Annotated in this window: 16 protein-coding genes and 1 riboswitch; of the genes, 12 read left to right on the forward strand and 4 right to left on the reverse strand. The window is 69.6% G+C overall.

All coding sequences use genetic code 11. From position 1 onward, the window contains the following. The first annotated feature begins 97 nt into the window (after positions 1 to 97). Positions 98 to 559, forward strand: a complete 462-nt coding sequence (locus tag ACU5AX_RS11655) for a DUF3429 domain-containing protein (RefSeq protein ID WP_446691051.1) — start codon at positions 98 to 100, stop codon at positions 557 to 559. Between the two features lie 29 nt (positions 560 to 588). Here ACU5AX_RS11655 and ACU5AX_RS11660 read toward each other — a convergent pair whose 3' ends face one another. Then, the gene (locus tag ACU5AX_RS11660) at positions 589 to 1,626 is read right to left on the reverse strand and encodes a mannose-1-phosphate guanylyltransferase/mannose-6-phosphate isomerase (RefSeq protein WP_446691052.1); all 1,038 of its coding nucleotides are present in this window, start codon (positions 1,624 to 1,626) and stop codon (positions 589 to 591) included. A 160-nt stretch (positions 1,627 to 1,786) separates the two neighbouring features. Here ACU5AX_RS11660 and ACU5AX_RS11665 point away from each other — a divergent pair, with 160 nt between their 5' ends. From ACU5AX_RS11665 to ACU5AX_RS11685, 5 genes are read left to right on the forward strand one after another with little or no spacing between them, the layout of a single operon-like run. Next, a complete protein-coding gene (locus ACU5AX_RS11665) occupies positions 1,787 to 3,175 on the forward strand; it encodes a TIGR03013 family XrtA/PEP-CTERM system glycosyltransferase (RefSeq protein WP_446691053.1) in 1,389 nt (462 codons plus the stop codon). Next, positions 3,172 to 5,202, forward strand: coding sequence for an XrtA/PEP-CTERM system histidine kinase PrsK (gene prsK / locus ACU5AX_RS11670; protein ID WP_446691054.1), 2,031 nt, complete (start codon positions 3,172 to 3,174; stop codon positions 5,200 to 5,202). The genes ACU5AX_RS11665 and prsK overlap by 4 nt, the downstream gene beginning before the upstream one ends. Continuing rightward, positions 5,199 to 6,569: a PEP-CTERM-box response regulator transcription factor gene (prsR, locus tag ACU5AX_RS11675; RefSeq protein ID WP_446691055.1), complete on the forward strand. Its 1,371-nt coding sequence runs from the start codon at positions 5,199 to 5,201 to the stop codon at positions 6,567 to 6,569. The genes prsK and prsR overlap by 4 nt, the downstream gene beginning before the upstream one ends. Further along, entirely contained in the window at positions 6,562 to 8,550 is a 1,989-nt protein-coding gene (locus ACU5AX_RS11680; RefSeq protein ID WP_446691056.1) for a tetratricopeptide repeat protein, read from the forward strand. The genes prsR and ACU5AX_RS11680 overlap by 8 nt, the downstream gene beginning before the upstream one ends. A gap of 32 nt (positions 8,551 to 8,582) precedes the next feature. Further along, positions 8,583 to 9,392: an ATP-binding protein gene (locus tag ACU5AX_RS11685; protein ID WP_446691057.1), complete on the forward strand. Its 810-nt coding sequence runs from the start codon at positions 8,583 to 8,585 to the stop codon at positions 9,390 to 9,392. On the opposite strand, the gene ACU5AX_RS11690 is transcribed toward ACU5AX_RS11685, so the two are convergent. Together ACU5AX_RS11690 and ACU5AX_RS11695 are read right to left on the reverse strand one after the other, a co-directional pair. Continuing rightward, complete coding sequence (locus ACU5AX_RS11690) at positions 9,389 to 9,649, reverse strand: hypothetical protein (protein ID WP_446691058.1); 261 nt, start codon at positions 9,647 to 9,649, stop codon at positions 9,389 to 9,391. The two genes, ACU5AX_RS11685 and ACU5AX_RS11690, sit on opposite strands and share 4 nt — an antisense overlap. A 61-nt stretch (positions 9,650 to 9,710) precedes the next feature. Then, a complete protein-coding gene (locus ACU5AX_RS11695) occupies positions 9,711 to 10,568 on the reverse strand; it encodes a glucose 1-dehydrogenase (protein ID WP_198355058.1) in 858 nt (285 codons plus the stop codon). A 169-nt stretch (positions 10,569 to 10,737) separates the two neighbouring features. Here ACU5AX_RS11695 and ACU5AX_RS11700 point away from each other — a divergent pair, with 169 nt between their 5' ends. From ACU5AX_RS11700 to ACU5AX_RS11725, 6 genes are all read left to right on the forward strand, one after another. Further along, positions 10,738 to 12,753, forward strand: a complete 2,016-nt coding sequence (locus ACU5AX_RS11700; protein ID WP_446691059.1) for a TonB-dependent receptor — start codon at positions 10,738 to 10,740, stop codon at positions 12,751 to 12,753. Between the two features lie 204 nt (positions 12,754 to 12,957). After that, positions 12,958 to 13,154: riboswitch (cobalamin riboswitch) on the forward strand. Between the two features lie 105 nt (positions 13,155 to 13,259). Continuing rightward, positions 13,260 to 15,170: a TonB-dependent receptor plug domain-containing protein gene (locus ACU5AX_RS11705; protein ID WP_446691060.1), complete on the forward strand. Its 1,911-nt coding sequence runs from the start codon at positions 13,260 to 13,262 to the stop codon at positions 15,168 to 15,170. Then, positions 15,167 to 16,048, forward strand: coding sequence for an ABC transporter substrate-binding protein (locus ACU5AX_RS11710; RefSeq protein WP_446691061.1), 882 nt, complete (start codon positions 15,167 to 15,169; stop codon positions 16,046 to 16,048). The genes ACU5AX_RS11705 and ACU5AX_RS11710 overlap by 4 nt, the downstream gene beginning before the upstream one ends. Next, positions 16,045 to 17,001 (forward strand): FecCD family ABC transporter permease, encoded by a 957-nt coding sequence (locus tag ACU5AX_RS11715; RefSeq protein ID WP_446691062.1) that lies wholly within the window; start codon positions 16,045 to 16,047, stop codon positions 16,999 to 17,001. The genes ACU5AX_RS11710 and ACU5AX_RS11715 overlap by 4 nt, the downstream gene beginning before the upstream one ends. Continuing rightward, the gene (locus tag ACU5AX_RS11720) at positions 16,992 to 17,762 is read left to right on the forward strand and encodes an ABC transporter ATP-binding protein (RefSeq protein ID WP_446691063.1); all 771 of its coding nucleotides are present in this window, start codon (positions 16,992 to 16,994) and stop codon (positions 17,760 to 17,762) included. Before ACU5AX_RS11715 ends, ACU5AX_RS11720 begins: the two co-directional genes overlap by 10 nt. Before the next feature lie 63 nt (positions 17,763 to 17,825). Further along, positions 17,826 to 18,842: an alanine racemase gene (locus tag ACU5AX_RS11725; protein WP_446691064.1), complete on the forward strand. Its 1,017-nt coding sequence runs from the start codon at positions 17,826 to 17,828 to the stop codon at positions 18,840 to 18,842. A gap of 57 nt (positions 18,843 to 18,899) precedes the next feature. Here the strand turns inward: ACU5AX_RS11725 and ACU5AX_RS11730 are convergent, their stop codons facing one another. Then, positions 18,900 to 22,217: a TonB-dependent receptor domain-containing protein gene (locus ACU5AX_RS11730; RefSeq protein WP_446691065.1), complete on the reverse strand. Its 3,318-nt coding sequence runs from the start codon at positions 22,215 to 22,217 to the stop codon at positions 18,900 to 18,902. Between the last annotated feature and the right edge of the window lie 79 nt (positions 22,218 to 22,296).

Genomic DNA, 22,296 nt, shown 5'->3' on the forward strand with positions numbered 1-22,296 from the left:
CTGCGGGCTCGATCGAGCGTCGTGCTGGATCCCGACGCCCGCCATCTCGTCAGCCCGCGGCGGCAACCCGCGTCGTCGCCGCTCGTTACCGCCGGCGATGAGCCACGACGCCACCCGCACCGAACCGCCCGCCGACGGCGTGATCCTGGGCTATGGCCCGATGCTGCCGACCGTCGCCGCGGCGATCGGGGCGTGGCTGATGCCGCCGCCCTGGCCCTTCTGGGCGGTGCATCTCGGCGTCATCTGGGCGGCACTAATCCTGGTGTTCATTGCGGGGGTGCGCCGCGGCTTCGGCTTCGGCTTCCCACCGGCATCGACGGCGATCGCCATCGCCTCGAGTATCACCTATTTCGTGCTGGGCGGGCTGGCGCTGGTGATCGGACCGCCGTCGATCGCGCTGATCCCGCTGATGATCGGCTATCCGCTCGCCGCTGTGCTCGACCGTCGTGCAGCACTGTCGGGGAATGCGCCGGCCTATTTCGCCCGGCTGCGGCCGCGGCAGATGCTGCTCGGGCTCGCCGGACTCGCCGGCCTGTGGGCGTGGACAGTGCTGCACTGACCGTCCACGCGCGATAGGGTGGCGGATGCCTATTTCTTCATCGCCTCGATCAGCTTCTTGACCTCCTGGCTGCGGCCGCGTGGCAGCACCAGCACGTCGTTGCCGCTCGCCACGACGATCAGATCCTCGATCCCAACGGCGGCGATGCGGATCCCGTCGGAGCGGAGCAGGCAGTTGCGGGTATCCACCGCCAGCACCTCGCCGCGGTGGACGTTGCCGTTGTCGTCGGTGTCGCTGATCGCATGCAGCGCGTCCCAGCTGCCGACGTCGCTCCAGCCCATCGCCACCGGCACCACCGCGACGCGACCAGCCTTTTCCATCACCGCATAATCGATCGAATCGGAGGGCGAGGCGGCGAAGGCCTCGGCATCCGGCCACACACAGCTCCGTTCGCGCCGGGCCCGGCTCATCGCATCTTTGGCCGCGGTCAGCATCTGCGGCGCGTGTTGGCCCAGCTCGCCGAGGAAGATGTCGGCGCGGAACAGGAAGATGCCGCCGTTCCAGGCATGGTCGCCCGCCGCCAGCATCGCTTCGGCCCGCTCCTTCTGCGGCTTTTCGACGAACCGAGCGACGCGGTGGACGCCGTGGCCGATCTCTTCGCCGATCTGGATCCAGCCATAGCCCGTCTCGGGCGCATCGGGGGTGATGCCGAACGTCACCAGCCATCCCTCGGCGACCAGCGGCATCGCCGCCTCGATCGCGGCATGGAATGCCGCGACGTCGTGGATGACGTGGTCGGACGGCATGACCAGCAGCGCATCCTCGCCCTTGGCGGCGAGCGCCCCCAGCGCGATCGCGGGTGCCGTGTTGCGCGCCGCCGGCTCCAGGATCACGGCCTGCGGCGTCACGCCGGCGGCCTGCAGCTGCTCCTCGATCTCGCGGGCATGCGCCGCATTGGCGACCACGATCGGCGCGGCGAACCCCTCGCCATGCGCGCGCTTCGCGGTCAGCTGCAGCATCGTCTCCTCGGCGGTCAGCGACAAGAGCTGCTTGGGCATTTCTGGTCGCGACATCGGCCAGAGCCGGGTGCCCGATCCTCCGGAAAGGATCACGGGAACGATGGTCATGATGCTGTGGGTCTCCCTTGGAGGCGCACCTCTAGAGGATTGGGTGCGGTGCCGTAACGATCCAGGCCGGGGTCTTGTTCAAGTTTTCTTTTACATTTTCTGAGACAGGCAAAGCGAGGTGTCGGAACGGCTTACACACGCTGAAGGATAGTCTCGGTCGATGATCCGACTGTTCAAGCATTATATCCCACAGGCGGTGCTGCTGCTCGGCCTGGTCGATGCGCTGCTGCTGTTCGCGGCGGCGGAGGCCGGCTGGGTGATCCGCGCGCATCAGATCGGCATGACGGTGGAGCCGCTGACCACGCGCCTGCCGCAGCTGGTCAGCTTCGTCATCGCCTTGCAGACGGCGCTGGTCGCGGTCGGGGCCTATGGCGTCGCCTCCTTCCTGTCGCTGCGCTTCGCCGCGGCGCGGCTGGCGGTGGCGGTGGCGCTGGGCGTGACCTTCCTGGCGCTGATCTTCTTCCTGGTGCCGGCACTGACCTTCTGGCGGTCGAACCTGTTCTACGCGATGCTGATCGCAATCGTGCTGCTGGTCGCCATCCGCGCCCTGCTCGGCCGTGCGCTCGGCAGCGATACGCTCAAGCGCCGGATCGTCGTGCTCGGCGCCGGGCCACGCGCGGCGCGAATCGGGGAACTGGCTGCGCGGCCGGGGGCCAATGTCATCATCGCCGGCTATGTCGCGATGGGCGAGCCGTCCCCGGCCGTCGTCGGTGCAGTGCCGCGCGACGCCATCCCCAATCTCGCCGGCCATGTCGTCGACCATAATGCCGTCGAGGTGGTGCTTGCGCTGGAGGAGCGCCGCAACGCGCTGCCGCTCAAGGATTTGCTGCGGGTGCGGACGACCGGCGTCGCGGTCAGCGAGATCTCGACCTTCCTGGAGCGCGAGACGGGGCGGATCGACCTCACCTCGGTCAATCCCTCCTGGCTGATCTTCTCCGACGGTTTCGCTTCCGGGCGGATGGTCTCGGGCATAGTGAAGCGCGCCTTCGACGTCTTCGCCAGCCTGCTGCTGCTCGCCGTCACGCTGCCGATCATTCTGGTCACCGCCATCGCGATCAAGCTCGAATCGCGCGGTCCCGCCTTCTACCGCCAGCGGCGCGTCGGCCTGTACAACCAGCCGTTCGACATCCTGAAGCTGCGCTCCATGCGTCAGGATGCGGAGGTTGCCGGCACGGCCGTCTGGGCGGAAAAGGACGATCCCCGCATCACCCGCATCGGTCGGTTCATCCGCAAGGTGCGGATCGACGAACTGCCGCAGACCTGGACGGTGTTGAAGGGCGACATGAGCTTCGTCGGGCCGCGCCCCGAACGCCCGCAGTTTGTCGAACAGCTCGAACAGCATCTGCCTTTCTATGCCGAGCGGCACATGGTGAAGCCGGGCATCACCGGCTGGGCGCAGATCAATTATCCCTACGGCGCGTCGATCGAGGACGCGCGGCACAAGCTCGAATACGATCTGTACTATGCCAAGAACTATTCGCCCTTTCTCGACCTGTTGATCCTTCTGCAGACGCTGCGCGTCGTGCTGTGGCCGGCGGGGGCGCGGTGACGCTGGCACTGACCCTGTGGAGCCATGCGCTCGCCGCGCTCGGCTTCGGCCTGCTTGCGGTCGCGGCGGCGCGCGGCGACGGCGGCCTGTGGGGGCGGCTGTCGCTCGCCGGCGCCTGCGCGCTCACCGCCTGCTGGGCATTGGCAGTCGCGGGGATCAACGCCCGCGATCCCGCGACCGCGCTGGCGGAGACGGCGCGCAACCTCGCGTGGCTCGGCCTGCTGTGGCAGCTCGGCCGCCGCGATCGCGGCGGCAGCGCCGCGCTGCTCCTCGTCTATCTGGTCACCGGGGCGATCAACATCGGCGCGGTGCTGCTGGCACTGATCCAGACACTGCCGCTCGCCGGCGACGGCGCAGAAGCGGCGGCCGGCCTGGCGCTGGTCGCGCGCATGGTCGGGGCGCTGCTCGGCCTCGTCCTTGCTCATCAATATGCCGTCAGCCTCGCGGCCGGCGAACGGCGTGGCGTGCTGCTGCTGTTCACCGCAGCGATCGCCGGTATGTGGACCACCGATCTGGCGCTTGCCGTGCTCGCCTACAGCGCCGGCTGGCCCGATGCGATGGTCGCGGTGCGCGGCTTTGCGATGATCGCGATGGCGATGCTGATGGCGCCGGCGGTGATGCGTGCCGAACGGCCGCTCGCCATGTCGCATGCGGGCGCGCTGCGGCTGCTGACCTTGTTCGCCGTCATCCTGTATGTTGGCCTCACGGTCGGGTTGATCCAGATCGTCGATCGCTTCGCCGGCAGCCACGGCCGTATCGCGCAGACCGCGATCGTCTGCGGCGCTGCCGCGGCACTCGGCACGCTGCTGACCGCGCCCTGGCTGCGCGGCTGGGCCAAGGTGAAGCTGGCGCAGCATTTCTTCCGCCACCGCTACGATTATCGCGTCGAGTGGCAGCGTTTCGCCACGCGACTCGGCCGTCCCGGCGCCGAACCGCTCGGCCGCCGCATCGTCCGCGCCATCGCCGATCTGACCAGCTCGCCTGCCGCCTTGCTGCTCGTTTGCCGCGACGGCGAGCTCGAACCCGACGAGGCGTGGAACTGGCCGATGCCGTTCGGCGGCGGCGCCGCGCTGGTTGCCTATCTCGCCGCCAGCGAGCGGATCGTCAGCCTCGACGAGCTTCGTCGTGCCCAGGCGCCCGCCGCCGAGGCCGCGGCGGTGCCGGCGTGGATGGTCGAGGACGAGGCCGCCTGGGCGCTGGTACCGCTGCTCCATGGCAGTGAGCTGGCCGGAGCGATCCTGCTCGCCCGCCCCGCCGCCAGCCCGCCGCTCGACTGGGAAGACCTCGACCTGCTGCGCATCGCCGGGCGCCAGGCGGCCAGTTATCTGGCCGAGGAGCGCGCCCATGCGGCGCTTGCCGAAGCGGCCCGGTTCGACGAGTTCAACCGCCGCTTCGCCTTCATCATGCACGACATCAAGAATCTGGTCAGCGGGGTCAGCCTCGTCGCACGCAATGCCGAGCGTCACGCCGACAACCCGGCCTTTCGCGCCGATATGATCGCGACACTGCAGGATTCGGCGGCACGGATGAACGCACTGCTCGCCCGCCTGTCGCAGCATCATCAGGGGGGCACCGAGCCGGTGCAGCCGGTCGATGTCGGCACGCTTGCGGCGCGTCTCGCCGAGCGTCGCCGCGCGCAGCATTCGATCGAGGTGGCAGGGCAGGGTATCGCGCTGGCGCAACCGCATCGGCTCGAGCAACTGCTCGATCATCTGGTGCAGAATGCGGTGGAGGCGAGCCCGCCGGACCGTGCGGTGCGCCTTACCGTTTCTGGCGATCGTGCTGCCGTCAGCATCGATGTCGAGGATGAGGGGTGCGGCATGAGCGCCGCCTTCATCCGCGAACGTCTGTTCCGTCCCTTTGCCTCGTCCAAGCCGGCAGGTTTCGGCATCGGCGCCTATGAGGCACGGCAGCTGGCGCAGGCGATGGGCGGCACGATCGACGTCACCAGCCGCGAGGGCGCGGGCAGCCGCTTCCGCGTCCGCCTGCCCGCGGCACCCGCCCAGTCGCTGGATCAGGCCGCATGACCGACAAACCCGTGCTGCTCGTCGTCGAGGACGACCTCGCACTGCAGCGCCAGCTGCGCTGGGCCTATGACGGCTACACGATCGTCACCGCGGCCACTCGCGCCGAGGCGATCGAGGCGGTGCGCGCGCACGAACCCGCGGTGGTGACGCTCGACCTCGGGCTGCCGCCCGATCCCGACGGCACGACCGAAGGTTTCGCGACGCTCGCCGACATTCTCGCGCTCAAGCCCGATACCAAGGTGATCGTCGCGTCCGGCCATGGCGCGCGCGACAGCGCGCTGGAGGCGATCGCGCGGGGAGCGTGGGATTTCTATGCCAAGCCGATCGACATCGACGCGCTCGGCCTGATCGTCACGCGCGCTTTCCACGTCCAGGCGCTGGAGGCGGAGAACCGTCGGCTGGCGCGCCGCAACGAGGCCGCGGGGCGCGGCTTCGGCGGGTTGATCTATGCCTCGGACGAGATGGCGCGCGTGGTCCGGACGGTCGAGCGCGTCGCGGCGACCGACGTCTCGGTGATGCTGCTCGGCGCCAGCGGCACCGGCAAGGAATTGCTCGCACGCGGGCTGCACGACGCCTCGCCGCGTGCGCGCGGCGCCTTCGTCGCGATCAATTGCGCCGCCATTCCCGAAACGTTGCTGGAAAGCGAGCTGTTCGGCCATGAGAAGGGCGCGTTCACCGGCGCGGTGAAGATGACGCCGGGCAAGATCGAGACCGCGGCGGGCGGCACCCTGTTCCTCGACGAGATCGGCGACGTGCCGCTGGCGTTGCAGGTCAAGCTGCTGCGCTTCCTGCAGGAACGGACGATCGAGCGGATCGGCGGGCGCAAGGCCATTGCGGTCGACACGCGCATCGTCTGCGCGACGCACCGCGACCTCGACGCGATGGTCGCCGACGGCAGCTTCCGCGAGGATCTCTATTATCGGCTGGCGGAGATCATCGTGCGCATCCCCGCGCTCGGCGAGCGGCCGGGCGACGCGGTGCTACTGGCGCGCCACTTCGTCCGCCATCATGCCGCAGCGATGAAGCTGGCGGTGACCGGCCTCGCGCCCGATGCGGTCGCGGCGATCGCCGCCTGGCCCTGGCCCGGCAACGTCCGCGAGCTGGAGAACCGGATCAAGCGCGCCGTCATCATGACCGACGGCAAGCAGGTGACCGCCGCAGACCTCGACCTCGATGATCGTGCTGGCGAGGATGACGGCGATACCTTGCCGCTCAACCTGCGCCACGCGCGCGAGGCGGCGGATCGGCGCGCGATCCGCATCGCCCTGACCCAGGCGGAGGGGAATATTTCGGGTGCGTCGCGCCTGCTCGGGATCAGCCGCCCGACGCTCTACGACCTGCTCAAGAGCTACGATCTGCATGCCTGACGCCGTCTATCCGATGCTGCGGCCGCGACGGACGCGGCGGCGCATCGCGCTGCCGCGGCTGGCGGGCGTGCGGCTGATAGCCATCGCCATTCTGGTCGCCTTGGCCGTCGCCATCGCCGCCTTGGCGCTGCGCCCGCATCGCCGGGTCGATCCGGCTGCGGCGCTGGCCGACGCGCGCCGCGCCTATGCGCTCGGCAATTACAGCGCGGCGCGCAACCATGCGCTGACCGTGATCGCCATCAGTCCGCGCGAGGCGGCGGCACAAATGCTGCTCGCCGACAGCTACCTCCACCTCGGCGACGGTCCGGCGGCGGAGGGTGTAATCAGCCGCGCCCGTACCGCCGGCCTGCCCGCCAATACGCTCGCCGGCCGCCTCGCCGCGGCGCGGCTGCTGCAGGGCGATGCGCAGGGGGCGATCGACGCCGCCGGCGCCGCGCCCGACGAGAGGCTCGCGGTACGCAGCCGCGCCCGCGCGCTGGCGGTGCAGGGTGACGCGGGACAGGGCGTCCGCCTGCTCGCCGCGCAGCTCGCCCGCGACGACACGGATGGCGAGGCCTGGGCCGATCTTGGCCGGATCCGCCTCGACGCCGGCGAGATCGCCGCGGCGAGCGACGCGATCGCCCGCGCCCTGCGGCTGCGCCCCGGCGACCCGGTCGTGCTGACCCTGTCGGGCGAACTGACGCGCAGCCGTTACGGCCTGATCGCCGCTTTGCCCTGGTTCGAGGCGGCGCTGCGCCGCGACGCCTATTTCCATCCCGCGCTGATCGAATATGCCGCGACCCTGAGCGAGGTCGGCCGCAACCGCGACATGCTGGCGGCGACCCGGCGCGCGCTCGCCGCCCGGCCGAACAGTCCCCAGGCGCTGTACCTTCAGGCGGTGCTCGCCGCCCGCGCCGGCCGCGGCGAAGTGGCGCGCGATCTGCTCCAGCGGGCCGGCCCGGCGATCGCCGGTCTGCCCGGCGCGACCCTGGTGGGCGGCGCGCTCGATTATGCCGGTGGCGGCTGGGAACGGGCGATCGACAGCTGGCGCCAGCTCGTCGCCGACCAGCCGATGAACCTGCCCGCCCGCCGCCTGCTCGCCGCGGCCCTGCTCCGCTCGGGCGATGCGCCCGCCGCCATCGCCATGCTGGCGCCGCTGATCGCGCGCGGCGATGCCGACACCTATGCGCTGACCGTCGCCGCCCGCGCCTATGAACGGACGGGCGATCGGGCCACCGCCGCGCAATTGCTCGACCGCGCCGCATCGGGCGGCCGCACCGCCGCGACGGTGTTCGCCAGCGACGACGGCGTCGCCGCGCGGCTCGCCGATGCCGCGGACGCACCCGACGATCCCAATTACTGGCTGGGCGTCATCCGCGCGCAGCTGACCGCCGGCGATGCCGCCGGGGCGGTGCAGCAGGCCCGCACCCTCGTCGTCCGCGCCCCCGGCGCACCTGCGCCGCTGCTCGCGCTCGGCGATGCGCTGGTCGCGTCCGGCCGCTTCGCCGAAGCGGCCGCGGTTTACGCCCGCGCCGCCGATCTCGCCTATGACGAGCCGACGATGCTGCGCCTGGTCGATGCCTGGGGGCGGGCCGGCCGCCCGCGCGACGCCGCTGCGGCGCTGTCGCTGTTCCTCCAGCAGAACCCGCAGAACATCGCCGGGCTGATGCTGCTCGGCCATTGGCAGCGGCTCGCCGGCCACGGCGACGCCGCGATCGAGACGCTGGAGGCGGTCCGCCGCCTCGCCGGCAACCGCGACGCCGCCCTGCTCGCCGAACTCGCCCAGGCCTATGCCGGCGCCGACGACGGCGACATCGCCCGCGTCTACGGCCGCGCGGCCTATGCGCTGGCGCCGTTGAGCCCGGTCGCCGCCGATGCCTATGCCGTCGCACTCGCCGCCGCCGGCGATCTCGGCGCCGCCCGCCAGCTTGCGGTCAAGGCACGGGCGCTCGCCCCGCGCGATTCCGTCATCGCCGGCCATGCCGCCGCGATCCTGCGTTGAGGCACCGGCGGCCAGCGCCTACAGCGGGGCCGATGACCGACCCCCTCGACCGCATCGCCGCCGCGCTCGAACGGCTCGCGCCGCCGCCGCCGGCCGACGCCGATCCGCGCGCGCATCCCGCCTATGTCTGGCGGGAAGGCGCACTGGTCGCGGCGCGCGCCTTCGCACCGCTGCCGCTGACGATGCTGCACGGGGTGGAGGCGCAGAAGACCGCACTGCGCGACAATCTCGCCCGGCTCGCCGCCGGCGCGGCGGCACAGGACACGTTGCTGTGGGGCGCGCGCGGCACCGGCAAGTCGGCTTTGGTCAAGGCCGCGGTCGGCGACGTGCAGGCGGCGGGCGGCGCGCTCGCCCTGGTCGAGGTCGCCGCCGACCGGCTCGCCAGCCTGCCGGCGCTGTTCGACGCGATCGCCGCCGTCCCGCGCGCCTTTGCGATCTTCCTCGACGACATCGGTTTCGACGCCGCGGCGGAGGCGCGCGCGCTCCGCTCGCTGCTCGAGGGCGGGGCGGAGGCACGGCCCGCCAATGCCCGGCTGGTCGTCACCTCCAACCGGCGCCACCTCGTCACCCGCGACATGTCCGAACAGGCGAGCGCGATAAATCCGCGCGATTCGGTCGACGACCAGCTGGCGCTCGCCGACCGCTTCGGGCTCAGCCTCGGCTTCCACGTCGTCGATCAGGACGGCTATCTGGCGATCGTGCGCGGCTATGCCGACCATTACGGCCTGCCGTTCGATCCTGCCGAGGCGGTGCAATGGGCGACCCGCCGCGGCAGCCGGTCGGGCCGCGTCGCCTGGCAATATGTCGTCGAGATCGCCGGCCGCGCCAGGGTCGCGCTTTAACTCTCGTCGCCGCCGCCGCGCGGGTCGAGGTCCCAGGCCGCCGCGACCTGTTCGACCGCGCGCCGGGCGATGTCGTCCAGCCCCTCGGGGCAATAGGCCTGTACATCCCAATTATGGTCCGCCGCGCCGCCGCCGCTGTCGGCGAGCGTCGGCAGCATGAAGTCGATCTTGGCGCCCTCGCTGTCCAGCGACAGGCGCAATGCCGCCTGGTTGAGCTCGTCGCGCAGCGCTTCGGCGGTCAGGGTGGCGCGGGCCATGCGTCGGCTCCCGTAGCGGTCGATCCCCCGTCAAGCGCACCGCACGGCCCGTTCGTTCCGCTTACAGGAACGGCGTGCCCCCCGTCACCGGGATCGTCGCACCGGTCACATAGCTGGCCCGGTCGCTGGCGAGATAGACATAGGCCGGGGCCAGTTCCGCCGGCTGCGCGGCACGGCCCAGCGGCGTCTCCTGGCCGAAGCTCTTCACCTGGTCGGCGGGCATGGTCGAGGGGATCAGCGGCGTCCACACCGGGCCCGGCGCAACCGCGTTCACGCGGATCTTTCGCTCGGCGAGCATCTGGGCGAGCCCGGCGGTGAAATTGTGGATCGCCCCCTTGGTGGTCGCATAGGCGAGCAGCGTCTGCTTGGGCTTGTCGGCATTGATCGAGGTCGTGTTGATGATCGACGAGCCCTCGCGCATGTGCGCCACCGCCGCCTTGGCGAGGTAGAACATCGCGTGGATGTTGGTCGCGAAGGTGCGCTGCCACTCGCCGTCGCTGATGTCCTCCAGCGCCTCGAACGTCTGCTGGTGCGCCGCATTGTTGACGAGCACGTCGATCCGCCCGAACGCTTCCGCCGCCTTGGCCACGACGGCGCGGGCATGGTCGGGATCGGACAGGTCACCCGGCACCAGCACCGCGCGACGGCCGGCGTCCTCGACCAGTCGGCGGGTCTCCTCGGCATCGTCCTGTTCGTCGAGATAGGCGATCAGCACGTCGGCACCCTCGCGCGCGAAGGCGAGGGCGACGGCGCGGCCGATGCCGCTGTCGCCGCCCGTGACGATCGCCGCGCGTCCGTCGAGCAGGCCGCTGCCGACATAGCTGTCCTCGCCATGATCGGGGCGCGGGTCCATCGCATCGGTGCGGCCGGGGATCGGCTGCTGCTGCTCGGGATAGGGCGGAATGGGGTAGTCGGTCATCGCTAAGGCTCCCGTGAATGGGGCCGAACCGCATGGCCGCCGCTGCCGTTCCGACCGGATTGATCGAGGTGAGCCATTTTCCTTATCCTCCCCGCGAGCGGCAAGGTGATCAGGTGATCCCAACGCAGGCGGTTGCAATCGCACGGGTTTTCCCCTCTGCACGCCCGCGATGCGTTTTCTCTTGCTTGCCGCGGCCGCCGCGCCCGCCCTGGCGTCCGCCCAGACCGGCCCCGACATCGTCGTCACCGGGCGTGGCCTGACCGACTCCCCCGGAGACCGGGCACTCGACATCGTCACCATCGACCGCGACCGGCTGCAGGCCAACGCCAGCCAGCGCCTGGAAAGCGTGCTCGCGGATGTCGCCGGGCTGCAGCAGTTCCGCCGCTCCGACTCGCGCAGCGCCAATCCGACCAGCCAGGGCCTGTCGCTGCGCGGCATCGGCGGCAATGCGTCGAGCCGCGCCTTGCTGGTGCTCGACGGCGTCCCGCAGGCCGATCCGTTCGGCGGCTGGGTCGCCTTCCCCGCTTACGCCACCGGCCGGCTCGGCCGCATCCGCGTCACCCGTGGCGGCGGCAGCGGCTATTTCGGCCCCGGCGCGCTCGCCGGCACGGTCGAGCTCGACAGCGCCACGCCCGACCAGCTCGCCCCGCTGGAAGCCAGCCTGTTCTACGGCAGCCGGGATTCGATCGAAGCGCAAGGGTCGGCGGCGCTGGTCCGCGACGCCGGTTTCGCCACCCTGTCCGGTGCCTATGCACGCGGCGACGGCTTCACGCCTACCGTGCCGGAAAGCCGCGGCCCGGTCGACCGGCCCGCCCCCTATGAACAGGCCTCGGCTGCGTTGCGTACGGTCGTCCGCCTGGCGCCTGCCACCGAGCTCCAGGCCAATGTCGCCGCCTTCACCGACAGCCGCGACCGCGGCACCGACTTCACCGCCAACCGCTCGCAGGGGGCGGACGCCAGTCTGCGCCTCGTCGGCCGCGGCCGTTGGGGCTGGTCGGCGCTCGCCTATCTGCAGACGCGCGCCTTCGCCTCCAGCTTCGCCAGCATCAACGCCGCGCGGACCAGTGCGACCCAGACGCTGAACCAGTACAACACGCCCGCCACCGGCCTCGGCGCGCGGCTGGAGGTGCAGCCGCCGGTCGCCGCCAACGTCGACCTGCGCCTCGGTGCCGACCTGCGCGACGTGTCCGGCCGGACGCAGGAGCTGTTCAGCTATGCCGCCGGCGCGCCGACCCGCCGTCGTCAGGCGGGCGGTGAGACGCTGACCGGCGGGCTGTTCGCCGACGGCAGCGCCGATCTGGGCGCGCTGACGCTGACCGGGGCGGCGCGCGTCGACCGCTGGACGATCCGCGGCGGGTATCTGACCGAAGCGCCGCTCGCCGGCGGTGCGGCACTGACCGACAACCGCTTTGCCGACCGGTCGGGGACGGAATTTACCGGCCGCGCGGGCGCGGCCTGGCGGCCGGTCACCGGCGTGACGCTGCGCACCGCCGCCTATCGCGGCTGGCGCTTGCCGACGCTCAACGAGCTCTATCGCCCGTTCCGCGTCGGCAACGACGTCACCGCCGCCAATGCCGCGCTCGATCCGGAACGGCTGACCGGGATCGAGGCGGGGGTGACGCTGATCCCGTTGCGCGGCGCCAGCCTCGCCGCCACCGTCTTCCACAACCGGCTGGCGGATGCGATCGCCAACGTCACCCTGTCCTCCACCGCGACGAGCGCCTCCCGCGTCCGCCGCAACTTGGATGCGATCCGCTCCACCGGCGTGGAGGTCGATGCCGCCTATGCGCCCGGCCCGGTCGGCATCCGCGCCTCATGGAGCCATGTCGATGCCCGCATCGAGGCGAGCGGCGCCGCGGTCGCGCTCGACGGCCTGCGGCCGGCGCAGACGCCGCGCGACACCGTGTCGGCGACGCTCGGCTGGCAACGCCGCGCCTGGGCGCTGTCAACGACGCTGCGTCACGTCGCCCGCCAGTTCGACGACGACCAGAACAGCCGCAGCCTCGCGCCCGCGACGACGCTCGACGCCTTCGCCGCGCTGCCGCTGGTCGCCGGGCTAACGCTGGAGGCGCGAGGCGAGAATCTGTTCGACGAACGGGTGGAGTCCGGCATCAGCAGCGGCACCATCGTCGAACGCGCCACGCCGCGGACGCTGTGGATCGGACTCCGCGCCAAACTCCGATAACTCCCTCCCCTTCAGGGGAGGGGCCGAAAAAAGTGCTGTCCTACAAGGGTACGACCCACGTAACGTTCACGGCGCTCTTTCTCATCGCTGACGTGCAAGCAACAATCGTTCGTCGGGAAAGCCGGCGACGCATCATCCAGGCGTCAAATCTGTCAAGACTCGCGACCGCTCCGCCCGCATTGACGCCTTCTGCACCCCCGCCTAAAGGCCCGGACCGTGAAGGGTCCCCGGCAACGGGGTCAAAAGGGAAGTCCGGTGAGCCTTGTCGCGAGCCCGGCGCTGCCCCCGCAACTGTGACCGGATAGCGGTCCTCCGTGATGCCACTGGGCTCCGGCCCGGGAAGGTGGAGGAACCAGCGACGACCCGGAAGCCAGGAGACCTGCCTTTCACCGTCGATCCACTGTGCGGACGGGGTGTGCCGGACAGCCGAAGGGGGGACCTTCGTGAGCGAACGACATCCGCCGTGGGCGAATGGTCGCCCGCGGTCACGAAGGATGGACGATAGAATGACCGTGACCCGCTACCTTTCCGCCGCCGGCGTGCTGGCGCTCGCCGCCGCCTGCCTGTCGCCCGCCGCGGCGCAGATCGCTCCCGCCGAGGACCGTTCCGACGACGTCATCGTCACCGCCGCCCGCGTCGAACAGGCGGCGAGCGAGGTCGGCCAGGCGGTCACCGTCGTGACGCGCGAAGAGATCGACCGCCGCCAGACCGTGTCGGTCGCCGACCTCTTGTCGACCACGCCCGGCGTCACCGTCACCCGCAACGGCAGCCTGGGCGGCTTCACCGGCGTACGCCTGCGCGGCGCGGAGGCGGAGCAGACGCTGGTCGTGATCGACGGCGTGCGGGTCAACGATCCTTCGTCGCCGGGCGGCGGCTTCGACTTCGCCAACCTGCTGGCGGCGAGCGTCGAGCGCGTCGAGGTGCTGCGCGGTCCGAATTCGGTGCCCTGGGGCAGCCAGGCGATCGGCGGCGTCGTCAACGTCATCACCGAAACGCCGACCGAACGGCTGAAGGCCCGCGCCGGCGTCGAATATGGCTATGCCGACAGCGTCTTCGCGCAAGGCGGCGTGTCGGGGCGCAGCGGCCCGGTGTCCGGCGCGCTGACCGGCGGCTATCTGCGCAGCGACGGCATCTCCGCCGCCGCCGACGGCAGCGAGCGCGACGGCTATCGCCAATATGGCGCGACGGCACGGCTTGGCATCGACTTCACCGACGGCATCGGCCTCGACCTGCGCGGCTATTGGGCGGACAGCAAGACCGAGACCGACGGCTATCCCGCGCCGAACTACGTGCTGGCCGACGATCCCAGCTATTCGACCGCGCAGGAATTGTACGGCTATGCCGGTCTACACGCGAACTTCGTCAACTTCCGCAACCGCGTCGCCTTCACCATCGCCGACATCAACCGCGATACTTATGCGGGAGCAGGCGCGACCCCGTCGCCGTTCCGCGGCCGGTCGGAACGCTACGAATATCAGGGCGATTTTCAGCCGATCGACCAGGTGCGGGTCGTCGGCGGCGTCGAGCATGAGGACAGCCGCTATCGCGATGCGAGTCTGCGCCGCTCGGTCGGCGTCACCAGCGTCTATGGCGAACTGATCGTCAAGCCGATCCGGCCGCTGACCATCACCGGCGGCGTGCGCAACGACGACCACGACACGTTCGGCAACCACACCACCTTCGGCGCCGACGCCGCCCTGGCGCTCGCCTCCGCCACGACGCTGCGCGCCAGCTACGGCGAAGGGTTCAAGGCGCCGACCCTGTACCAGCTATACAGCGATTACGGGAACACCCGCCTCGATCCCGAAACCGCCAAGAACTACGATCTCGGCGTCGAACAGGGCCTGCTCGGCGGCCGCGCGACAATCGGTGCGACCTACTTCCACCGCGACACGCGCAACCAGATCGGCTTCCGCGGCTGTTCGCGCGCCGAACAGGGCACCGCCGGCTCGATCTGCGTCGACCGGCCGTTCGGGGTCTACGACAACATCCAGCGTACGCGCGCGCAGGGCGTCGAGGTGGCGATCGGCCTGCGGCCGGTCGACGCGCTGACCGTGTCGGCGAACTTCTCGTACATCGACAGTCAGAACCGCACGCCCGGGACGAGCTTCGGTACCGACCTGCTCCGCCGACCAAAGGAGACCGCGGCCTTCGTCGTCGACTATCGCCTGCCGTTCGGGCTTGGCATCGGCGGCACGGTGCAGATCGTTGGCGACAGCGTCGACAGCGACAGCTACGGCAACCGCGTGCAGGTCGACGGCTATGCGCTCGCATCGATCCGCGCCGAACTGCCGCTCGGCGACCGCTTCTCGGTCTACGGCCGGATCGACAATGTGACGGACGAGCGCTATTTCACCGTCGCCGAATACGGCACCTACGGCCGCGCCGCTTACGGTGGGATACGCGTGAAGCTGTGAGGCTGGCGTCGCGCTCACCCTTCGCCGGCTTTTCCCTCTCCCAGTGGGAGAGGGAGGGAGGCGCGCAGCGCCGGAAGGGTGAGGGTAGCGTCCTGCTCCTCGTCGCGGCTCTCCTCGCCGGCTGCGCGCCGACACCGCAGCGCACCGGCGGCATCGTCTCGACCAATCCCTGTGCCGACGCGATCCTCGCCGTCGTCGCGCCGGGTCGGCTCGCCGCCGTCAGCCATTACTCGCATGAACCGGGTGCCACCTCGATGCCGCTGGCACTCGCCCGCCGCTGGCCGGCGACGACCGGGGCCGCCGAAGACGTCATCGCGCGCCGCCCTGATCTCGTCGTCACCGACAGCTTCGCGCCCGCCGCCAGCCGCGAGGCCTATGCGCGGGCCGGGCTAAAGGTGCTGACGCTCGACATCGCTTCGACCATCCCCGCCAGCGAGGCGCAGGTTCGTCAACTGGCCGCCGCCGCCGGTCATCCGGCACGCGGCGAGGCGCTAATCCGCGCGATCGACCACGCGATCCCGCCGCAGATCGGTCCGCGCCCCGCGGCCCTGTTGTACATCGCCGGCGATCTGGCGAACGGCGGCAATACTCTGCTCGACGCGATGATGACGCGCGTTGGGCTGCGTAACGCCGCCGCCGATTACGGTCTCGCCTTCACCGGCACGCTGCCGATCGAGACGATCGCCGCCCGCCCGCCCCGCATCATCCTCAGCGACGGCGACGGCCGTACCGCCGCCTTGCGTCGCCGGGTCCTCGCTCGCACCGGTGCCGGCACGATCGAGGCGGGCTTTCCCCGCCAGCTGATGAATTGCGGCGGGCCGACCCTGATCCCGGCGCTGCGCCGCCTCGCCGCCGTGCGTGCGCAGGTGTTGTCGTGAACCGCGCCGGCCGCCTGACGATCTTGGCGGCATTGGTCGTCCTCGCCTTTGCCGCATCGCTGGGCGCGGGCAAGCAGGGCCTGCCTTGGGGACACGACGCCGCCACCGCGATCATCATCGAGCTACGGCTGCCGCGGGCGTTGCTCGGCCTGCTGATCGGCGCGATGCTCGGTATGTCGGGTGCGGTGATGCAGGGCTTCCTGCGCAATCCGCTCGCCGATCCCGGCGTCGTCGGCGTCTCCTCCTCGGCTGCGCTCGGCGCGGTCGCCGTAATCCTCTACGTCGGGGCGGATAGCCTCGGCGTCTTCGCCGGGGCGATGGCAGGCGCGCTGGTGGCAATGGCGCTGCTCGTCGCACTAACCTGGCGGGGCGCGGACCCGGTCGCCTTCGTGCTGGCGGGTACGGTCCTGGCGAGCCTCGCCGGCGCGCTTACCGCCTTTCTCATCGCGATCGCGCCTAACCCCTATGCCGTGGCGAGCGTGCTCGACTGGCTGATGGGCGCGCTGACGGATCGCGGCCTTGCCGACGTGGCGCGCGCGGCACCGCCGATCCTCGTCGGCCTGCTGTTGCTCGCCATCACTGGCCGCGCGCTCGACGCGCTGGCGCTAGGGGAGGGGGCGGCGCGCTCGCTCGGTGTCGACCTGGTGCGGGTGCAAGCGCTGGTGGTGCTCGGCACCGGCCTCGGCGTCGGTGCGGGAGTGGCGGGGACCGGCGTGGTCGGCTTCGTCGGCCTCGTCGTGCCGCATCTCCTGCGCCCGCTGTTCGGCCACCGCCCGTCCGACCTGTTGTTGCCGAGCGCACTCGGCGGTGCGGTGCTGCTACTCGTCGCCGACAGTCTCTGTCGCCTGGCACCGGGCGCCAGCGAGGTGCGGCTGGGCGTAGCGATGGCGCTGATCGGCGCCCCCTTCTTCCTGATCCTGCTGTTGCGCCGCCGGGGGCAGGCATGGATCTGATCGCGCAGGGCCTCACCGTCGCGCTCGACGGTCGCACCGTGCTCCGCGACGTCGATGCACGGCTGCGACCCGGACGGGTGACGGCGATCCTCGGCCCCAACGGGGCCGGCAAGAGCAGCCTGCTCAAGGCACTGGTCGGCCTGCTGCCGCCGCAATCCGGTGCGGTGACTCTCGACGGCCGCGCGGTGGGCGCGATCGGGCGGCGCGAGCGGGCACGACTGATCGGCTATTTGCCGCAGGACGGTGCAGTGCATTGGAACCTGTACGCCCGCGACCTTGTCGCTTTGGGGCGCCTACCGCATCGGGCGCCGTTCGCCGCTGCCGGGGCCGCCGACCTGGTCGCGATCGATGCGGCCCTTGCCGCCACGGAGACGGTGCATCTTGCTGACCGTACGGTCGCCGCTCTGTCGGGCGGGGAGCGTGCGCGCGTGCTGCTCGCGCGGGTGCTGGCGGGCGAACCGCGCTGGCTACTCGCCGACGAACCGCTCGCCAGCCTCGATCCCGCGCATCAGATCGACCTGCTCGACCGGCTGCGCGGACTGACGGTGGCTGGCTGCGGCGTGGGGCTGGTGCTGCACGATCTCGCCCAGGCGGCACGGATCGCCGACGATGCGCTGTTGCTCCGCGACGGGCGCGTCGCCGCGGCAGGGAGTGCGGCGGAGGTGCTGACGCCCGATGTAGTCGCCGACGTGTTCGACGTGGCGGTGGCACGATTACCCGGCAGCCGCATCATGGTGCCGGTCGGGCGCATCGCGCGCTGAGCGGCGGCTGGTGGGGGCGGCAGGGAATCGACGAAGGCCGTCCGGCGGCCTATGCGCGCTGGCGTGACCGCACCGCTCCGCCTCCGTCTCGACCTTGCCGCCCTCGCCGACAATTGGCGAAGCCTCGCCCGGATGAGCGGCCGCGCCTCCTGCGGTGCCGCGATTAAGGCAAACGGCTATGGCCTTGGCGCGGAGACCGTCGCGCGGCGTTTGGCGGACGTGGGGTGCCGCGACTTCTTCGTTGCCACCTGGGCCGAGGCGGAGCGCCTGGCGCCGCTCGGGCTGCCCAATGTGTCGGTACTGCACGGCATACGGGACGAGGACATGACACTGGCCCGTGCTGGCGTCGCACGGCCGGTGCTGAACACGCCGGCGCAGATGGCGCGCTGGCGTGAGTGCGGGGGCGGCGCCTGCGACGTGATGGTCGACACCGGCATCAACCGGCTCGGCATCGCCCCCGACTCCGTGGTCGGGCTGGCCGACGGTTTGCGGATCGAAACGCTGATGAGCCATCTGGCCTGCGCCGACGAGGATCATCCGCTGAACGCCGAACAATGTGCGGCCTTCACCGCGCTGCGGGGTGGCACCGGTGCCGTCCGGATGAGCCTGGCGAATTCGGCCGGGATCGCGCTCGGCAGCGCCTACCATTTCGATCTGACCCGACCCGGCCTGGCCTTGTACGGCGGCGAACCGCGGCACGAGTTTGCCGGCGTGATCCGCCAGGTCGTCTTCCCGGAGGCGCAGATCCTCCAGCGCCGGACCGTGCGCGCCGGCGACACGGTCGGCTATAATGCGACCTGGTCCGCTCGGCGGGATACGGAGGTCGCGATCCTCAACCTCGGTTATGCCGACGGCTATCGCCGGGCCTTTTCCAATTGCGGCAGCGCAGGGTCGGGCAAGCTGCCGGTGATCGGCCGCGTCTCGATGGACCTGCTCGCGATCGACGTGTCGATGGCGTCGGACCTCGTCGAGGGCGATTGGGTGACGATGGACTATGCCCTGCCGGCGGCGGCCGAGGCGAGCGGCGTGTCGCAATATGAATTGCTGACCGGGCTGGGGCGGCGGTTCCAACGTCCCTGAAAAAAAGGGCCGCTCCACAGGAGCGGCCCATGAGGGAAACCATATGGTCGATGTCGATCAGAACTTCACTTCGACGCCCGCATAGAAGAACCGGCCCGTGTTCGGGTAGATCGCGTCGCTGCCGGTACCCGTCGCGTCATAGGGCGGCAGTTCGTTGGTGACGTTGTCGACGCCGAAGTAGAAACGGTAGCGATCATTCGCGTTCACGCCGATGCGCACGTTCTGGTACACGACCGGATCATAATAGACGAAGGGACGTGCATCCGGGTTGAGTGCCGGACGCCCCTGCGACGCAAAGAACGTCTCGTATGACAGGCCAGACACGATCTGCTTGCCGACGTAATTGGCGACATAGTTCAGGTCGACGTTCTTGAGGCTGAGCAGGACCGACAGATTGCCGCGCCAGCGCGGATCACCGAGGGTGCTGTCGATGCGATCGTACCGGTTAGGCTCGGTAATATAACTGTAGGACAGGCGATCCATCAGATAGCTGACGATGCCGTGCACGTTGATGCCGAAGTTCTCGCTGAAGCGGTGACTGTATGCTGCATCGAAATCGATGCCCCGCGTCTTGAGCTGCGCGAAATTGTACGGTTGGTTGATGAACCCGATGCCGTTGCCCACCAGCGGGAATGGCGGAATGATGTACGTGTCGATCGTCCGCGACGTCTGGCCGTTGAAGGTCAGATTGGTGGTCGGATCGTTGGTGGTGCGGCGGAAGATCGCGGCGCAGAACTGATTGTTGATCCCGCCCGGATCGTCATAGCAACGGTTGAGGATCGCCTGGCCCGTCAGCCCGGAGATGACGTTCTTCACCCGGATGTTGTAATAATCGACCTTGAGTGTGAAGCCCGGCAGTGCCTCGGGGGCGAGAATACCACCCAGCGTGAAGCTGTTGCCGACTTCGGGGGTCAGGTTTGGATTGCCCTGATTGTAGCCCGCGACGCCTGAGCTGGCCTGGTTGGTCCAGGGACGGGTGATGATTTCCGCGGGATTGGCCGGGTTGGCGAACGTGATCGTCGTCGGGATCCCGGCCGCGGCGCAATTGCGAGCACGGTTGGGATTGGCGGTGATGTTGTTCGAGCTATTGGTACCGCCGGGCTGATCGCAAGGATCGGTAAGGCCGTTGGCGAACGTGACCGCCTGCGTCGCATACAGGTTGCTGAGATTGGGCGCGCGAACCGAGCGCGACAGCGTCGCGCGGAACCGCAGACCACGGACCGGCGCCCAGATCGCACCCGCATTCCATGCCCACACCGAACCGGTCGTCCCACCATAGTCGGAAACGCGGCCGGCGCCTTCCAACGTGAATTCCTTGATCAGCGGCAGGTTGGCAAGCAGCGGCACGCGCAATTCGCCGAATGCTTCCTTGATGTTCACCGCGGGTGGGTTGAACGGCGCGGAGCAATTCAGGAAGGTCTGCGCCGGGCAGGAGGAGGTCAACGCGTCATAGGCGGAATAGGCATCCTCACGCCGATATTCGCCACCCAGCGAGAAGCCGATGGGGCCGCCCGGAAGACGGAGGAAGCCGCTGGTGTCGCCCGAGATGTAGGCGGTTGCGTCGATCTCTTCCGCCCATTGCCGACGCGTCGAACGATAGAGGATGTAGTTCAGCGCCTGCTGGCTCGGCGCTCCATAACCGAAGACGTTGAGCGGGAAGCAGCCTGCATCGTCGTTGGTGGTGCTGGCGTCGGCATTGATGCCGCACACCACCCGCTGGCCGGCCGAGTTCAGCACATAATTGCTGCCGGCATAATTGGCGGGGGCTAGTACGGCGTTGACCGCGTTATTGTAGTTGGCGATGCGCACGTTGCCGCCGGTGGCGTAGAAATTCTCCGTGCGCCCGTAATTGCCGGCGATCTCATAGTTCAGGCTACCCGAACTGTTCAGATCACCACGGACACCCAGTACCGCGCGATAGGTGTCGCGGCTGTGCTGCTCGGCACGCGTGCCGAAGTCGTTGTTGAAGCGGTAGAGGGTGAAGCTGGTCGCACCCGGTGCCAGAATTTGGGTCAGGGTGTTACGGGCCTGGGTCGTCAGGAATGCGTTGTTCAGGCTGAACGTCGGGCTGAGCGTGGCGTTGATGAAGGTCGGCTGGGTGGACTGTTGTTGTGCGTTCACATGGGCATAGGTCGCTTCCAGGAACGGCTGGAACGCGCGCGACAGCTCGGCATTGATGAATAGGTTGCCAAGCACACGCTCCTGACCAGGCAGCAGCATGGCGTCTTCGACGCCGGTGGCACCCAAGCCACCGAGCACACCGCCACCGATCGAGCGATTGTCGACCAGACCCTGGCTGGGGTCGTTGCGGATCAGCGTGCCGTTCGGGAGGAAATTATAGAAATAGTTGAGCAGACCACCGGTCGGGGTGGTCTGGCCGGTGCAGACGAGATTGCGGCGGGTGGCATTGGTCGCGGTTGCGGCCGGGCAGCTCGTCTGCACGACGCCGCCGAGCGACAGGTTGCTGTAGGTGATGCCAGGCGGCGTGCCGACGAACGCCGTGTTCGGAATACCGTCGAAGTTGCGGTTCGGTGCCGTCGTGATCTGCGAGGTAATGAAACCAGGCACGCCGGTGGTAGCGCCGAGATACGAGCGATCCGAATAGAACACCGGCCGCTGGCGGGAATATTCGCCCGACACCGTGACGTTGAGCTTGCCGTCGGCGAAATTGTGGCCGGCGATACCGCTGACCAGATAGCTGCCGCGGTCCCCATATTCGCTGACACCGCTCTGCGCGCGGAGGCGGAGGCCTTGATAATTGCGGCGCAGCTTGAAGTTGACGACGCCGGCGACGGCGTCGGAGCCGTAGATCGCCGAATTGCCGCCGGTGACCGATTCCACGTTCTCGATCAGGTCGGACGGGATCGTGCTGATGTCGGGCGTGTAGCTGCCGGGGACTGCGGTGACGACGCGGCGGCCGTTGACCAGGACGAGCGTGCGCGAGGTGCCGAGACCGCGCACGTCGAGCAGGCTGAGACCGGCGGTGCCGATGCTGCCGGTCGAGTTTGCCTGGCTGAACGTCGGACGGAATTGTGGCAGGGTGTTCAAGGCGTCGCCAACGTTCAGATCGCCGCGCGTGCCGAGTAGTTCGGCACCGGTGATCGTCGCGATCGGCACGGCGGCATCAATCGTGCTGCGAACCCGGATACGGCTGCCGGTGATCAGGATTTCCTGATTCTCGTCCTGCGTGTCCGTGCCGCTCGTCGCCGGCGTGGTGGCCTGCGATTCGTCGATGGCGGCATTGGCCGAAGTGGTCGAGTCGGCCGGGACCGGTGGATTGGAGGTCTGACCAGCGGTCTGCGCCGATGCCATGGTGCCAAGGAACAGCGTGCTCGCAAGCGCCGTGGCGCCCGCGAGACGGGTAAGTCTCGTCATCTAAGTACCCCTGTTAGCGACATTTTTGTCTAGCAGGGGCATGCTGTCGGGAAGCTATGAACGACTCAAGTCAGCATCG

The sequence above is a fragment of the Sphingomonas benefaciens genome (genome assembly GCF_052907485.1).

What these genes read in the sequence shown, in the direction of transcription:
- ACU5AX_RS11655 (WP_446691051.1), top strand. Translation starts at nt 98, where the DNA reads ATGAGCCACGACGCCACCCGCACCGAACCGCCCGCCGACGGCGTGATC.
- ACU5AX_RS11660 (WP_446691052.1), bottom strand. Translation starts at nt 1,626, where the DNA reads ATGACCATCGTTCCCGTGATCCTTTCCGGAGGATCGGGCACCCGGCTC.
- ACU5AX_RS11665 (WP_446691053.1), top strand. Translation starts at nt 1,787, where the DNA reads ATGATCCGACTGTTCAAGCATTATATCCCACAGGCGGTGCTGCTGCTC.
- prsR (WP_446691055.1), top strand. Translation starts at nt 5,199, where the DNA reads ATGACCGACAAACCCGTGCTGCTCGTCGTCGAGGACGACCTCGCACTG.
- ACU5AX_RS11680 (WP_446691056.1), top strand. Translation starts at nt 6,562, where the DNA reads ATGCCTGACGCCGTCTATCCGATGCTGCGGCCGCGACGGACGCGGCGG.
- ACU5AX_RS11685 (WP_446691057.1), top strand. Translation starts at nt 8,583, where the DNA reads ATGACCGACCCCCTCGACCGCATCGCCGCCGCGCTCGAACGGCTCGCG.
- ACU5AX_RS11690 (WP_446691058.1), bottom strand. Translation starts at nt 9,649, where the DNA reads ATGGCCCGCGCCACCCTGACCGCCGAAGCGCTGCGCGACGAGCTCAAC.
- ACU5AX_RS11695 (WP_198355058.1), bottom strand. Translation starts at nt 10,568, where the DNA reads ATGACCGACTACCCCATTCCGCCCTATCCCGAGCAGCAGCAGCCGATC.
- ACU5AX_RS11700 (WP_446691059.1), top strand. Translation starts at nt 10,738, where the DNA reads ATGCGTTTTCTCTTGCTTGCCGCGGCCGCCGCGCCCGCCCTGGCGTCC.
- ACU5AX_RS11705 (WP_446691060.1), top strand. Translation starts at nt 13,260, where the DNA reads ATGACCGTGACCCGCTACCTTTCCGCCGCCGGCGTGCTGGCGCTCGCC.
- ACU5AX_RS11720 (WP_446691063.1), top strand. Translation starts at nt 16,992, where the DNA reads ATGGATCTGATCGCGCAGGGCCTCACCGTCGCGCTCGACGGTCGCACC.
- ACU5AX_RS11730 (WP_446691065.1), bottom strand. Translation starts at nt 22,217, where the DNA reads ATGACGAGACTTACCCGTCTCGCGGGCGCCACGGCGCTTGCGAGCACG.